This is a genomic window from Nocardia aobensis NBRC 100429 (assembly GCF_000308375.1).
GTDB classification, from domain to species: Bacteria; Actinomycetota; Actinomycetes; order Mycobacteriales; family Mycobacteriaceae; genus Nocardia; species Nocardia aobensis.
Window position 1 is genome coordinate 1 of record NZ_BAFQ01000295.1, and the last position, 14,335, is coordinate 14,335.

A 14,335-nucleotide genomic window follows, 5' to 3' on the forward strand; every position below is an offset into this window, starting at 1 on the left:
GCGTTATCGGTGGTGGGATCGCGGGCAGTTGCCTGGCCGGTGGTCTCGCCCGGCGAGGGCATCGGGTAGCGGTCTACGAACAACAGCGCCCGGGGCCCGGAGCCGGGGCGTTTCTGTTCATCGACGGGCGCGGGCACGACGCGATGGCGGCGATGGGCGTCGATCGTTCGGCGCTGCACGAGGTTTCGTATCCGCTGGCGGGTCTCGACTACGAGGACAGCCGCGGACGGCGCAGCGCAATGCCCAGTCGCGGTCATCGTTTCTGGTTGCGCCGCAACCTCATGGGCGTGCTGTCGGAGTTCGTCGCGGGCTCGGGCGCCGAGCTGCGCTACGGCGAGCCGATCACCGGCGTGACCGTGGGCGAGGACAACCACACGATCCGGCGCGGCTCCGAAGTCCTCGCCGCCGAGGGACTGCTGATCGGCGCCGACGGTATCGACTCCGTCGTCCGCGCCGCGCTGGAACCCGCTCGCACTCCCGTCTACGCCGGTGACGTCGTGCTGTACGGAATGACCGGCACGCCACTGGATCCGCCACCGCCCACCACCCCCGCAGTCCTCCACTTCTACGCCGAGGTCGCCGAAGACGGCAGTGCCGGAAGTACTTTCGGCCACATCTGGCGTCCCGAGGATCCGGCAGCCCTGTGGTTCGTGCGGATCCCGCGCGATCCGCTCCCCGGCACCCGCGACGATATCGGGATGCGACCGGTCGACGAGTGGGCCGAAACCGTCCTGGCCGCAACACCTTCCAGCCGGGCGCTGGTGTCGGCCTTCCTGTCGCGGACGGAACAGGTGCACGTCAGCAACGCCCGCAACGTCCCCCTGGAAGATGCACGCGCACCGCAGGATTCGGTCATCCTCATCGGTGACGCCGACCACGCGATCACTCCGGCCGCCGGAGTGGGCGCCCGCGACGCGCTCGAGGACGCCCGCGCCGTCTTCGACGCGATCGTCGGCACCGCCTCACCCGCCGAAGCGATGACGCAACGCCGCAAGCAGATCGTCATCGACCGCGAAGCGGCTCTGCGGGCGCGGCGCCGATGACGACTATCGCACCGGCAGCCCTGTGAGCCGGGCGAGGGCGGTATAACCGTCGTCGGTGCCGGGCCAATGGGCGCGGACCGCCTCCGGGCCGGCGGCGCGGACGACGCTGCGCAGGACCGCGGTGACGATGATGGCGTCGTCGGCGTATCCGATGACGGGGATGATGTCGGGGATCAGGTCCAGGGGTGAGGCGAGGTAGGCCAGCACCAGCCAGAGCCGGATCCGGACGCCGCGTGGCAGGGAGCGGTCGGCGGCCAGGCGGCGGATCAGGCGCAGGGTGTCGGGCAGGATCCGCAGGGCTTCCCGCAGCAGGTTGCCCCGCGGCCGGACGATGATCAGCGCCGTGATCAGCGCAAACCAGCACACGATGAGCGCGGCCGCGACCGCGATCAGCAGATCCCACCACCACGAGCCGGTCATGATCGGTATCCCACCATCACACGTCGCCTCGATCGGCGGTGGGGTCCCCGGGTCCGGTCGTGTTCGCCTCCACACGATCGTGGCGGACACTTCGACCGCAGGTTTGCCCATAGCTTGCCCGGTCGCTTGGCGGTACCGTATTCACAAGCCTCCGCCGTCGGATTGGAGAGCATCGTGAGCGACGAATCGGCTCGCAAGACATTCACCGAACTGAAGGAACGCGCCGGGCGCCGTCTCGTCAGCGGACCGGAGCGTTCGTTCATCCCGGACGCCGATCTCGACGAGTTCTGGGCCACGCTGGAGCCCGCGACCATCGATTTCATGATCGGTGAATGGCAGGGCGGCGAGTTCGACACCGGCCACCGGGAGAACGGAACGCTGGCCCTCATCAACTGGTTCGGCAAGACGTTCGATTCGGCCACCGATGTGAAGCCGCTGGTCTGTCTGGACGCCGACGGCAACAAATACTCGAACACCGACAACGGCGAGGGCAGCCTCTGGATGGAGGAATTTCGCGGCGAGGTCACCGCGACGATGGTGTTCGACGGGCAGCCCGTGCACGACCATTTCAAGAAGATCGACGACGACGCCGTGATGGGCATCATGGACGGCAAATACGCACTCGACGACGGCCGCTACGCCTACTTCTATCTCGAACGGGCCTGATCCGGCGTCGATGACCGCCTCGCGGGCGATCCGATTCGGTACTCCTGGTCGATGATGCCGACGCCCGCGCGTGGTCGAGCGGCGGCGGTGACCCGTGGCCGCTACGCCCCCGCGAGGGTCTCGAGGTGGACAGCGGTGGCCGGCGAGGTCACCGAATAGTCGGTGGTGCCGGTGAAGTAGGCGCGGGTCCATGTCGTGGTGGTTCGTTCGAGCATGGCCCAGTTGGCGGGCTGCGGTGTGCCGCAGAATAATTCGCCCAATCCATCGCTGGAAGGTCCTTCGGCGTCGGTGTGTTCGCCGGAGGTGAGGCGAATGCCGACGAACGGCCGGTGCAGGTGCGTCTGAAGGGCCGCTGTGCCGCTGGCGAAGTTGTTGCACAGACCGGGTGGGCCGGAGATCGTGAGAATCGGCAGGGCGGTAGGGGCGAGATCGGCCAGAGCGGTGTCGGTGTTGGTGCCGAGGAAGGATTTCACCGGATCCAGCAGGATCAGTCCGCGCAGATTCGGCCAGGCCTGCGCAGCGCCGGCGTGCAGGCGGTGGGCGACGTACTCGACCGCCTCGGCCCCGGCCGAATGGCCGATGAACACGAACTGCCGCGGCAGGGCGGGTGCGGTGACGCCGGCCTGCGCGGCGGCGGTGGCGAGGGCGGTGGCCAGTGGGCCGGTGGGATCGTTCGCGGTAGCGAACAATCGGGCCACCTGATCCAGGAACACCGTATTGTCGCCGAGGTTCTGCAGCGTGCAGCCCGACAGGTTCATGAACGGCAGGCTCGGCGCGAAGACGAGGTTGCCGGCACCGGCCAGACGAGCGGCGAGCGCGGCGACATTGCCGTCGGCGCGGGCGAATCCGTGCTGCAACCACACCAGTCCGCGCGGTGCGCCGGTGGGCAGATACCAGTCGGCATGTTGCTCGAGGGTCGTCCCGGCGCACGGCAGCGCGATCGTCCCCGGCAAACCTGGCGAGTCGGCGGCCGCTGGGGCGAATCCGAGGACGGCGACGCATGCCGCGGCCATGACGGTGAGGGCCGAAGTTCGAAAGGCCATCGCGACTCCCTGTGCCGGGCAGCCGGTTTCGGCGCGGTGAGCCGACCGCGAGGGGGTTCCTGAGAAACCCAACGGGTGGACAGCTCCGGGCCGAGACCGCTATGTTTCATTCACCGAAACGGTGTTTCTTCCAAGGGAATAGTACGGCGATTCCCGAGCCGGTGCGAGGGGTAGTTGATGAGATCGGCGCTCTATGTTCCGGGCAACCGTCCGGCGCTGTTCGACAAGGCGTTGGCCGGACCTGCCGATGTGGTTCTGCTGGACCTCGAGGACTCCGTCCCGGCAGGGGAGAAGGTCCGCGCCCGTGAACTGGTGTCGGCATGGCTGGCCACACTCCCCGCGACGAGCCGCGAACGCATCTGGGTCCGGGTGAATTCCGGCGACGACGCCGATCTGTGCGCGGTGGCGGGCGCCGGACCCGCCGCGGTATGCCTGGCGAAAACCGAATCGGCCGAACAGGTCCGCGCGGCGGCGGGCGTGCTGAGCGACCATGAGCCGGCACCGGGCGTTGTCGGCATCTGCCCGCTGCTCGAAAGCGCGGCGGCGGTGCTCGCTGCCCGCGAGATCGCCGCGGCGCCGCGGGTGCTGCGACTGCAGCTGGGTGAGGCGGATCTGTGTGCCGATATCGGGATGGCGCCGGGCCCCGACGGCGCGGAACTGCTGGCGATCCGCACTCACCTGGTGCTGGTCAGCGGGGCCGCGGGTCTCGAACCGCCGCCGGCTCCGGTCAGCACCGACTTCCGCGATCTGGCCGCACTCCGAGAGAGCACCGAAGCGTTGGCGCGCTTGGGGTTTCGCGGCCGCACCTGTATCCATCCCGCCCAGCTGCCGGTCGTGAACGCGGTGTTCACCCCGTCCGCCGAGGAGCTGACGCGCGCCCGGGATCTGGTGGCGCGCTTCGAGGCCGGGGCCGGTGGCGTCGTACTGGACGCCGACGGTCGTATGGTCGATCTCGCTGTCGTCCGCCGCGCCCAGCGATTGCTGGCCGAAGCGGGCGATCGGTCACTGTTCGCGCAGTAGTCGTCCGGCCCCTTCGACGCGGTCGTCGATCCCGTGCTCGCGCAACGCATGCCACAGCGTCGCGGCATTGATCGCGATCACCGGTTTTCCCAACTCGCGTTCCAGTTCGTCGGCCGTTGCCACGAAGGACAGATTCGTGCCCACCTGCACGATCGCCTCCACCTGCGGCCCGTCCAGTCCCGCGACCACCGCGCGCAGCCGGTCGGGCCGGACCTTGGCGATATCCATGGCGGTCGAGCAGCGCAGCCCGGTGATCGCGGCGACCTCGAAGCCCGCCTCGGTGAAGAACCGACCCACCTCCTCGTCGGCGACCGGCTGATACGGCGAGAACACCGCGATCCGCCGGCACCCCAGGGCGTGCAGCGCCGCGCGGCACGAACTCGCCCCCGTCGTCACCGGCAGGCCGGTGCGTTCCCGCAGCCGTCGTTCGAAGGCCGCATTGCCCTCGACCCCGCCCCAGAACGTTTCCGCGGACATGCCCATGACCATGCGGTCCGGTTCGGCGGTGAGCACATCGCGCACGGCGGTATCGATGGAGGCGCGGATCTGGCCCAGCAGCGCCCGGAAATCGTCGTCGTCGCCCATGGCCGGATCGGGAATGTACATCGAACCGGCCCGGTAGCTGATTCCCGGCAGCCCGGCCCGCCAATAGTCGTGTTCGACAACGGTATTGGTACTGGGCACGATGACGCCGAAGACGGCGCGGGTTCCCACGGCATTGGTCATCTCGAGTCTCCTCGCTCGCTGCGACCGGCCGCCTCAGCGACGGCCGGAACTGTGTTCCAGTGCCTGATCGACCGCGCGGTGTGCGCGGTCCCGGTCGACGGGGCCGTCCAACAGCAGTACGTCCACGAGCAGCGGCGCCACGATGGACAGCGCGATCTCCTCGATCGCCGCCTGCTCCCGCACTCCGGCGCGGCGCACCGCGGCGCGGAACGGCGCGAGCAGGTCGCTGACGTATCGGTGGCGCAATTCGACGCAGTCGGGATCTGCCGCCGAGGCGGTCACCAGGGCGCGAAGGAACGCGGCAACCGGCTTGTCGCGCAGTCGATCACAGAGTGAATCGACCTCGCCGTGCAGGTCGGCGACCGGATCGCCGGTCGGCTCCGGGGAGGGGTGGGGTGCCACGGTGATGAGTGCGGCGAGGAAGTCCTTGGGTGCCGGCCAATGGCGGTAGATGGTGGTGCGCGCAACGCCTGTCACGGCGTGCAGCCGCCGGGGCGTCAGGGCGGCCGCGCCCTCGGTGAGGACCAGTTCCAGCGCGGCGGTGAGCACGATCTCCGCGGTGTCGGTGGCCGGTCCGGAAGGACGTCCGGGTCTGTTCACGGTAATAAACGATACATCTTGTTTTGCTTATTGATAAGCACTACATTCTGTATCGGAAAGTCAGCTCCGGGAGGAGGACCCCATGCGTCCACATGTAGAGCTCATCGACGACAAAGATCTGATCTGGCACCGCGCCGAGTTCCAGCGCGCCACGGGCAGTGCCGAACAACGCAACCTCAGTTATGACGAGGAGGACGGTTCGGCCTCGCTGAAGGTCCGGTTCACCAGCGACTGGTCCCGGCCCGCAGGCGTGCACGTGGCCGACACCGAATGGTTCGTGCTGTCCGGGCGAATAACCGTGGGCGACAACGAACTCGGAACCCACGGCTACTGGACGGCGCCGGCCGGGGTGTGGACGCCGCCGATCCGGGTAGCGGCCGGTACGGAGATTCTGCTGTTCCGGGAGGGGGGCGGCTGGGGGTTCGACCTGGCGGACGGTGATCGCGAATTCGTGCGTCCCGACCAGGAACTCGTCGTCCTGGATACCGCGTCGATGCCGTGGATCGATGTGAAGGACGGCAGCCCGATGCGGTTCGATCTGGGAGGCACCCCCGTGCCCGGGCTCTACATCAAACTGCTGCACCGCGACGAGAAGACCGGCTTCTACACCCGCCTGATCAAGGCGAAGCCGGGATGGCGGGAGGTGCCGCTGGCGCATCATCCGTGCAGCGAGGAAGCGTATTGTCTCGACGGCGGTTTCGAGTACAACTTCGGCACCATGTGGCCGGGCACCTACTTCTGGCGCCCGCCGTACATCCGGCACGGTGACTTCACCGCCGACGCCGAGCGCGGCTGCACCTGGATCATCCGCTCGGACGCGGACCTGGTCGACTGGTACACCGAGAACGCGAGCGTGTCCATGGCGGGCGATGCCACCAACTGGGGGCCGGACTTCCCGGAGACGGCGGCGCCGCGGTTCATCGAACCGGTCCGGTCGAAATCGGTCGGCGCGTGGGCGAATCCGAGCTATCAGTAGGTCGCGGCCCGTGCCCCTCCCTGGCGCCGGAGGGGCACGGGACCGGTCAATGGTCGCGCAGCAGTGAGCCCGCGCCCTCGATGCGATCGGTGAACCCGTTGTCGCGCAACGCCATCCACCAGGTCGCCGCATTGATCGCCAGCACGGGTTTGCCCAGCCAGCGTTCGGCCTCGTCGGCCAACCGCACCATCGACAGGTTGGTTCCGCACTGCACCAGCGCGTCCACGCCGTCACCGTCGACCTCGCGCAGCGCGGAGCGCAGCTCGTCCTCGGTGACGTGGGCGATGGAAACGGCTGTGGGGCAGCGCAGTCCCTTGATCGCCTTCACCTCGAATCCGAGCTCGCCGAAGAATCGCACCACATTCTCGTCGCCCACGGGTTGATAGGGCGTGACCACGCCGATGCGGCGCGCACCGTAGAGCGCCAGTGCGCGCCGGCACGCCTCGGCGCCGGTGGCGACCTCGAGTCCGGTCACGTCGTGAATCTGGCGCACGAAGCGGCGGTTGCCCTCGACGCCGCCCCAGAACGTCTCGGCCGACATTCCCATCACCATGTAATCGGGTTCGCAGGTCAGCACCCGCTCGCACGCGGCGACGATCTCGTCGCGGATCTGCTCGAGCAGCCGGCCCATTCCGGCGTCGTCGCTCATATCCTGGTCGCGGATGTGAATGCGGCCGAAATGCGCGGTCACCCCGGGCACACCCAGGCGCGCGAAATCGGGCTCGACCACGGTATTGGTGGACGGGGCCAGGACTGCGAACTTGGCTCGCCAGCCGAGTACGTCGGGCATCGAAACAGCTCCTTCTGGAATCGGCTACGCGGCGAACGGGTCGCGGGTGCGAAACGGTGCCGCGGCGAAGCGGCGGATCACCTTGCCCGTGGTCAGCCACTCGACTCGCGCACCGTTGCGGATGCGAGTGACGGCCCGCTCGGCCAGCCAGGGCGCGACGGTGTCCACCGGATCTGCGAGAATCGCGAAGATCTTGCGGGCCTTGGCCAACTCGTCCGGGTCGGTGTATCCGTGGGTGAGCAGGTCGGTGGTGACCATGCCGGGGCTGAGGACACCGACCGAGACGCCGGGCGGAACCTCCTTGGCGAGCGCCACGGTGAGGTAGCCGACCGCACGCTTGCTGGCTCCGTAGACACCGAGACCGGGTACGGTGCGCCCGTCGCTGCCCAACCCCTCCATATTCCAGATGTGGCCGCCGTGCTCGGACATACCGGCGATCGCGACCGCGCAGCCGTTGAGGACGCCGATCAGGTTGGTGTCGATCACCTTTCGCACCGCGGCGTCCGGTAGCTCCCACATCGGCGCGCGGGTCTGGGAGACGCCGGCGTTGTTGATCCAGATGTCCACGGCGCCGAATCGTTGCGCCGCCGCATCCCACAGGCTGCGCAGATCGTCACGATCGGTGGTGTCGGCGGCCAGCACCACGGCGTCCTCGCCGAGTTCGGTGCGTGCCGATTCGATCCGTTGCGGGTCGGTGCCGCAGACCGCGACGCGATGGCCGCGGGCCAGTAGCGCCCGGGCCATCCCCAATCCGATACCCCGGGTGCCGCCGGTGATGACCACGTTGCTCATTGCCGCTCCAGGACGCCGTGCACGATCACCGACAGCCGGTTGTGTTCGAACACTTGATAGGCGACCGCGAGAGTGGACCCTGCGCCCATACCTGGTTCGGCGTCCATCATGAATTCGCGGCCGATGAGCCGACGGCCGTCACGGTGGTGCAGCCGTACGAAATTGGCTCGGCCGCAAGCCAATCCGTTGCCGAACGCGTCGGGGCCCTCGTGGAATGTGCGTGCGCCGTCGCGACGGACGACGACATCGATCACGGATCCGAGCGGCCCTGCGAACTCGAGCCGATGGGCCGCGGTGAGCAGGTCGAGGGGTCCGACGGTGCGGGTCAGCTGAGTAGTGCCTAGGCTGCGCTGCTCCACCGACCACACTTCCAGATCGCCGGCATAGCAACTGTCGTCCTTGGTGGGAAAAATGAATGTCACTCCACCACAGCGCGTTTCGGTATTCACTCGTTCCTCGGCGAGCGCCGGGTCTCGGGTGTAGAGCCCGGTGAACACGCCGACCATCGCCGGGCCCTGATACAGCACCGACGAATACACCTGGGTGTCGTCGATCGTCTGATTCCACGTGTTCAGCGAGACCTGCCAGCCGGGCCCGTAGTAGTGGGCGTCGACGAATCCGCCGTAGGGCTGCCCGGAGCCGTAGAAGTCGGGCCCGGTGTAGATGCGATCGCCGTCGGAGTCCAGGACACCGAATTCGAACGGGGCGCCGAGGGCGAACCGCCCAGCCATCCGTCCGCCGCCGGAGAGCCCGCCGTCCATGTAGTAGGTGGTCGTGCCGTCCTCGAACACCGAGGACCGGCGGATATCCTCGAATCCCAGCCAGACGCCCTCGGCGTCGAACAGCGAGGGCCGCCCCACCCATTCGCCCGCGATCCGCTGCTGCCAGCGGCTCGGCTCCGTGGTGCTCATCCCTGCAACTCCCGGCGCACCTGTTCGGATTGCTCGGTGCCCAGCAGGCGGGTCACCTGATGCCACACCGGGTCGACCTCGGGGCTGAACAGGTTGGCGCGATTCGCGCGATCGCGGGCCGGCAGATCGGCATCCGGGGCCGGAACGCCCTTGTCCAGCAGGGTGAGCCAATGCCGCAGGTATGCGTCGACGGTCTCGGTGAGTTGCCCGAACGCCGATTCGCTCGCCCGGCACACCACCATCCACGGTGACATCAGCGCCCGCTGCCGGGGACCGATGGCGGCCGGTGCGACGCCGTCGAGCTGCCAGGCCGCATCCAGCAGCGGCGTCAACGGCAGATAGACGGCGTCCAGATAATCCAGATTCACCGCCAGATCGGCACGCGGAATCAGGTCCAGGTGCATGGCGTAGTACTCGCCGCCGTAGACCGCGTCGAGCGTGAAATGCGGCACCGCGGAATCGGCCGCGGTGAACGCGAAGATCATATGGCTGTCCAGGCCGATGGGCGGCACCACCAGATCGACGGTCACCACCTTGTCGATCTGACCACCGCGCAACACCCGCAACCTGCCCACCGGTCCGGGTGACATGGGACTGTGCAGCGCTCTGTCCTCGACGACGATCGAACCCGTTGCGCCGGAAAGTGTTTCGAGAGTGCGCGTACTCAGCGTGGTGGGCAGGCTCATCGTGGGTCTCCTCCCTGGCGGGCCTTGTGCACCCAGGCGGCGGCGAGTTCGGGATCGTCCAGGCGCGCGGGGGAGGCGATGACGGTGGCCCTGCGTCGCGGCGAATCGCCGGTGATCACATCGTCGCCGCCGAGCCACCAGCCGTCCTTGATCAACTGGGCGCGGCGCCGGCGGTAGGCGACCTGCAGGGCATCGCTGCGCACATGCAGCTCATCGGACAGGTCGAACGGAAGCAGCTCCGGACGTTGGGATTCCACCACCGGCCGGTCCTGCAGCAGGATCTTCTCGATGCGCTTGCGGGCGTTGCCGTCGGCCCAGGAGGCGGTGAAGAAGTTTCGGAAGCCGAGAATCTTGATCAGTGTGCGGTCCTGCGAAAGCGGAATGTTGAAGTCGTAGAGCATCAGATTGCCGATCGGCAGCCGCACATGCAGTTTCACGATATTCGGCAGATACCAGGCATTGGTGACGGTGACGTACTCCGGCATCGCCTTGCCGCGAAACAGCAGGCCCCACAGCCCCTTCGGTGGTGGCGGGCTCAGCGGAATATCCGCCTCCGCCGACCAGTCCGTCTGCCGTATCCGGAAATCCGGGATCTGCGGTTTGTCCGGGTTGCCGAACGCGGTGCCGTGCACGAAGGGTGTGTGCGAGGCGTCCACCACGTTCTCGAAGGCGCGTTCGTAGTTGGCGTCGATGACCATCTCGTACTGCACGGCCCGGAACGCCGGATCCTCCCACTGCGGAATCTCCGGAATCGGTGGCCGCTGCGACTCGGGTAGATCGCCGAGGAACGCCCACACCATGCCGTAGCGCTCCACCGCCGGATAGGCGTCCACTCGCGCCTTGCGGGGGATGGCCCGTTCGGGCGCGTTGGCGGGGATGCGCACGCACACGCCGCCGGAGTCGTATTGCCAGCCGTGGTACGGGCAGGTGATGCAGTCCCCGCTCACCGTTCCCAGCGACAGGGCGCCGCCGCGGTGCACGCACAGATCCGACAGGCAGACCGGCGCGCCGGATTCGGCGCGATAGAGCACGAAGTCCTGGCCCAGGCAGGTCACCCGGCGCGGCGCCCGGCCGACCTTGTCCGCGAATTCCATTGCGTACCAAAAGTTCTTGAGCACCGTGATCTCCTCAGCGCCGCTTCAGCAGCAGTCCGTCGTCGAAACCCGACAGTTCGTCGCGGGCGGTCGCCGAATCCTTCAGGTGGGCGTTCAGGAACAGTGTGGTCAGCCGTGCGAATCGGGGCAGGGCATCGGACTCCGCGGGCCCGTCGAGGAATGCGCGGGCCGCGGTCGGATCGGCGTCGGCGATGCCGAAATGATTGGCGCCCGGCACGATCGCGAGCAGATGCTCACCCTCGGGCAGTGCCTCGGCGAAGGTGCGGGCCACCGGATCCGGCCGATCCGCGCCCTCACCGTAGCGGTCGGCGCTGCCCTGGATCACGCCGTCGTTGCCGCCGACACCCAGCAGCACCGGGCAGCTCACCTGCGCGGGAAGCACCGTACCCGGGTCCCAGCCCAGCATGGTGGCGACCATGGTGTGCGCGCCCCACGCGAAAACCGCTCGCACGGAAGCGAAGTACCGCGCGGACTGCAACACCACGGTGCCGCCCGCCGAATGGCCGCCCAGTGCGACGCGCTCCGGATCGAGTGCGCCGCGCAACGGTGCGGTGGTGTTCAGTTCGGCCAGCGCGTCCAGCACCGCCGGGATGGTCGGGCAGGTGGGCCGGGTGCCGTAGGTGTCGGGTCGCGCGGCCGCCAGATCGACGCCGGGCGTGAGCCCGCGCTGCCCACCGAACAGATCGGCCACCCGATCGAAGGTGACCACCACATAACCGGATTCGGCGATCGCGGTCGCGAATCGGCGATAGCTGTCCTGCCCGACATTGACACCGGACAGGAAAACCACCACCGGATAGGGTGCGCCGGCCGGATCGGGGGCGAAGACGCCGGTGAGCCGCTCGGCGTCGTCGCCGGAGGCGACGGCGGGGTAGTAGAGCTTGAGGTGGGCAGTGTCGAAGGGGGCGTCGCCGTCGGTGCGCGCGGACCACCACAGGGAGCGGATCAGGCTCATGGTCACCCCACCGGCCGCGGCAGCACCCGGTCCCCGCCCCAGAGGGCGCGCACCAGTCGCTGGGTGAGTTCGGGGCCGAACATGCGCTCGCCCATGACGTTCGCAGGATCGCGTTCGGCGATGTTGCGGCGTATCCGCAGATCCCGGGCCGCGAGGTCGGCGCGCTCGTCGTCGGGTACCGGTTCGGCGGCGTCCACCCATCCCAGCCACTGGTCGACCTTGGCGGTGAGCAGTTCGGCCACGGTGTCGAGATTGGGTCGGGTGGGTGGGAAGGAATAGCAGTAGGCGACCGGTGAGAGGCTGGTGCGGATGAATCCGGTGCGGCTGGTGAACCAGGTGAAGTCGGGGTGGTCCGCCTTGAACGCCAGCCACGGCTCGTCGGCCTCGGCGTAGTAGCGGTCGTAATAGTCGCCGTCGCCCACCAGATCACCACGAGGCACCGCATCCACGTAGAACCAGCCCTGCGGCCACAGCAGCAGCGCCGACGCCAGATGCGGTACCCGTACCTGCGGCCCGAGCCACGCCGTGAGGTGCATGTTCACGAAACCGGTGCGGGGATCGCCGATCCAGGAATGCACCAGCCAGTCGATCTCGGGTCCGGTGTAGGCGGCGAGGCGGCCGGAGGGTCCGGTCGCCGCGTCTCCGTAGGAGTCGAGGTCGGCGGTACTGGGGTCGCGGGTCAGCTCGAACCGGCCGGCGATCCTGGCCTGCAGTCCGGCCAGCAGCCGCTGCCATTCCGAAAATGTCTCGGTGACATCGGTTCTGGGGTTCTCGTCGACCATCTGCTCGACATGTCGCACGGTTTCACTCATGGCAGCTCCGGTTCGGTTGTCGCGGTGGCAGGTTCGCGCAGGAGGGCGGACACGGCGGCGGCGGGACGTCCCGCGACCAGATCGGTGCCCCGGGATACGGCGCGGTTCACGGCTTGGGCCGGTCGGATGTCGGCCTGCACCCGGTTCGCGCCGGGCGGGGCGGAGGTCACCTGCGGGGCGCTGATCACCCCGGTGAACGGCCCGCTCCAGGCCGTCCACAAGGTGAAATCCGGGCTCAGCGCGTAGATCGAACCGGCCAGCGCCCCGGTCGAATCCACGGCGGCGGCGACGATGTTGAGCCGATTCTCGGCCGCTCGTTCCGGCAGGCCGAGCCGCGTTTCCCAGGGTTCACCGAGAGCGTGCGGCACTGCCACCACATCGGCGTCCCCGACCGCGGCCAGGCGGAAGGTTTCGGGGAACAGCGCGTCGTCGCCGACCACGAGAGCCAGTCGGCCCCAGGGCATGTCGAAGATTTCGAGGGCATCGCCCAGATCCGACAGCCACGGGTGGCGTTCGGTGCGGTGCAACTGGCGCTGATATCCGGCCACGCCCTCGGCGTTCACCAGCACTCCGACATGCGCGTCACCGTCGCGCAGGGATACCACGACATGCGCCGTCGTCCCCCGCAGCGCCGCCGCCACCTCCGGAACAGACACCGTCGCTGATGGGCGCTCGGCCGACGCCGTGCCGGTCAGCGCCGGCAGCACGATCAATGCGGCGCCGCTGCGGGCGATATCGCCGATGAGGCCGACATCGGCGAGTGCCGCGGCCACGGGGAGGGTCGGCGCACCGGCAGGGGCGCGCCGGGGTGAGATGTCGAGCATCGGGGCGTAGAGGCGGGGGCGGCGAGCGGCGAGCACATCGGTTCCGTCGGGACGCCGTTTGTCGTCGGCGAGACCGATATCGATATCCGCCACGACCACCGCCTCACCGCGTGCCGGTGCGCGCGCCACCGTCGTCCCGTCCGGTGCGACGATCTGGCTCTCGCCGGCACCGTGCAACCGATCCGGCGGGACTCCCAGCCGGGCCGCGATCGAGGGCAGCTCGTCCTCGGGTAGCAGCGGGCCGACCTTGTTGGCCGCCACCACCCATACCTTGTTCTCCGCCGCGCGTACCGGAATGTGCAGGCTCGCCTCGTCGGTGGCGAAGGAGTTGAGGCTGTTGAGCAGCAGCTGCGCGCCGCGTATCGCCAGCGACCGGGTCACCTCGCAGATGACGCCCTCCATGCAGGCGTACAGGCCGATGCGGCCCAGCGGGGTGTCGACGACCTCGGAATCGGAGTCACCGGGGTCGAGGTGATCGTTCTCCGCGCCCATCAGAATCTGCTTGTCGGACTGCCCGAGCAGGGCGCCGTCGGGGCCGAACAGCAGGCCGGTGCCGGTGGTGCGGCCGTCCTCGCGGGCCAGCGTCACCCCGATCTTGGTGTACATCCGATGCTGTGCGGCGCGTTCGGCGATCGCGGTCAGGAATCGATCTCCGATCCGGCACGCCATTCGGTGCGCGTGGTCGCGGTCGGCGTACCACGATAGGTGGTTACAGAACTCGGGCAGGACCACCAGATCCGGCGCGTGCGCTGCGGCGTCGTCGATGAGGCGCAGGCAGGTGGCGAGGTTGACCGCGACATCGGTGCCGGCGGCGAGCTGGACGGCGGCGATTCGCGTCATCAGCGCGCACCTCCTTGTCGAACCCGTTTCGTAGAACGAAACGATGTTTCCAATAGTTGCGATTCTGTACCGGCGCCGCGCATCTGTCCAGTGGACGGTCGAGATTTCTGTCGCAA

The 14,335-nt window shown here is 68.4% G+C and carries 16 protein-coding genes; 4 read left to right on the forward strand and 12 right to left on the reverse strand.

All coding sequences use genetic code 11. The features are described 5' to 3' along the window. Positions 1-1,043, forward strand: a 1,043-nt coding sequence (locus RJ03_RS32780; RefSeq protein ID WP_157163588.1) for an FAD-dependent oxidoreductase, incomplete at its 5' end; no start/stop codon positions are given. A gap of 3 nt (positions 1,044-1,046) precedes the next feature. Here the strand turns inward: RJ03_RS32780 and RJ03_RS32785 are convergent. Then, positions 1,047-1,463 (reverse strand): YkvA family protein, encoded by a 417-nt coding sequence (locus RJ03_RS32785; RefSeq protein ID WP_036510413.1) that lies wholly within the window; start codon positions 1,461-1,463, stop codon positions 1,047-1,049. A 174-nt stretch (positions 1,464-1,637) separates the two neighbouring features. Between RJ03_RS32785 and RJ03_RS32790 the strand changes: the two genes are divergently transcribed. Next, the gene (locus tag RJ03_RS32790) at positions 1,638-2,129 is read left to right on the forward strand and encodes a DUF4334 domain-containing protein (protein WP_036510622.1); all 492 of its coding nucleotides are present in this window, start codon (positions 1,638-1,640) and stop codon (positions 2,127-2,129) included. A 101-nt stretch (positions 2,130-2,230) separates the two neighbouring features. On the opposite strand, the gene RJ03_RS32795 is transcribed toward RJ03_RS32790, so the two are convergent. Beyond that, a complete protein-coding gene (locus RJ03_RS32795) occupies positions 2,231-3,172 on the reverse strand; it encodes an alpha/beta hydrolase (protein ID WP_157122309.1) in 942 nt (313 codons plus the stop codon). A gap of 177 nt (positions 3,173-3,349) precedes the next feature. On the opposite strand from RJ03_RS32795, the gene RJ03_RS32800 reads away from it, so the two are divergent. Then, positions 3,350-4,192 (forward strand): HpcH/HpaI aldolase/citrate lyase family protein, encoded by an 843-nt coding sequence (locus tag RJ03_RS32800; protein ID WP_036510416.1) that lies wholly within the window; start codon positions 3,350-3,352, stop codon positions 4,190-4,192. Here the strand turns inward: RJ03_RS32800 and RJ03_RS32805 are convergent. Beyond that, a complete protein-coding gene (locus tag RJ03_RS32805; RefSeq protein ID WP_036510419.1) occupies positions 4,175-4,918 on the reverse strand; it encodes a maleate cis-trans isomerase family protein in 744 nt (247 codons plus the stop codon). The two genes, RJ03_RS32800 and RJ03_RS32805, sit on opposite strands and share 18 nt — an antisense overlap. A 33-nt stretch (positions 4,919-4,951) precedes the next feature. Then, positions 4,952-5,518 (reverse strand): TetR/AcrR family transcriptional regulator, encoded by a 567-nt coding sequence (locus tag RJ03_RS32810; RefSeq protein ID WP_036510422.1) that lies wholly within the window; start codon positions 5,516-5,518, stop codon positions 4,952-4,954. Positions 5,519-5,600: 82 nt separating this feature from the next. On the opposite strand from RJ03_RS32810, the gene RJ03_RS32815 reads away from it, so the two are divergent. Continuing rightward, entirely contained in the window at positions 5,601-6,494 is an 894-nt protein-coding gene (locus RJ03_RS32815; RefSeq protein ID WP_036510425.1) for a DUF4437 domain-containing protein, read from the forward strand. A gap of 46 nt (positions 6,495-6,540) precedes the next feature. Here RJ03_RS32815 and RJ03_RS32820 read toward each other — a convergent pair whose 3' ends face one another. The 8 genes from RJ03_RS32820 to RJ03_RS32855 are packed head-to-tail and all read right to left on the reverse strand — an operon-like array spanning position 6,541 to position 14,219. Beyond that, a complete protein-coding gene (locus tag RJ03_RS32820; protein WP_036510428.1) occupies positions 6,541-7,284 on the reverse strand; it encodes a maleate cis-trans isomerase family protein in 744 nt (247 codons plus the stop codon). 24 nt (positions 7,285-7,308) lie between these two features. Beyond that, on the reverse strand, positions 7,309-8,076 hold the full coding sequence (locus RJ03_RS32825) for an SDR family oxidoreductase (RefSeq protein ID WP_036510430.1): 768 nt from the start codon (positions 8,074-8,076) through the stop codon (positions 7,309-7,311). Then, positions 8,073-8,987: a hypothetical protein gene (locus RJ03_RS32830; RefSeq protein WP_036510433.1), complete on the reverse strand. Its 915-nt coding sequence runs from the start codon at positions 8,985-8,987 to the stop codon at positions 8,073-8,075. Before RJ03_RS32830 ends, RJ03_RS32825 begins: the two co-directional genes overlap by 4 nt. Further along, the gene (locus tag RJ03_RS32835; protein ID WP_036510436.1) at positions 8,984-9,673 is read right to left on the reverse strand and encodes a hypothetical protein; all 690 of its coding nucleotides are present in this window, start codon (positions 9,671-9,673) and stop codon (positions 8,984-8,986) included. The genes RJ03_RS32830 and RJ03_RS32835 overlap by 4 nt, the downstream gene beginning before the upstream one ends. Continuing rightward, positions 9,670-10,791 carry an aromatic ring-hydroxylating dioxygenase subunit alpha gene (locus RJ03_RS32840; RefSeq protein ID WP_036510440.1) on the reverse strand — a complete coding sequence of 374 codons (1,122 nt, stop codon included), beginning with the start codon at positions 10,789-10,791 and terminating at the stop codon, positions 9,670-9,672. The genes RJ03_RS32835 and RJ03_RS32840 overlap by 4 nt, the downstream gene beginning before the upstream one ends. A 10-nt stretch (positions 10,792-10,801) precedes the next feature. After that, complete coding sequence (locus RJ03_RS32845; RefSeq protein WP_036510443.1) at positions 10,802-11,743, reverse strand: alpha/beta hydrolase family protein; 942 nt, start codon at positions 11,741-11,743, stop codon at positions 10,802-10,804. 2 nt (positions 11,744-11,745) lie between these two features. Continuing rightward, the gene (locus tag RJ03_RS32850) at positions 11,746-12,555 is read right to left on the reverse strand and encodes an oxidoreductase (RefSeq protein WP_051025599.1); all 810 of its coding nucleotides are present in this window, start codon (positions 12,553-12,555) and stop codon (positions 11,746-11,748) included. Continuing rightward, complete coding sequence (locus tag RJ03_RS32855; protein ID WP_036510446.1) at positions 12,552-14,219, reverse strand: carbon-nitrogen hydrolase family protein; 1,668 nt, start codon at positions 14,217-14,219, stop codon at positions 12,552-12,554. Before RJ03_RS32855 ends, RJ03_RS32850 begins: the two co-directional genes overlap by 4 nt. Positions 14,220-14,335 lie beyond the last annotated feature (116 nt).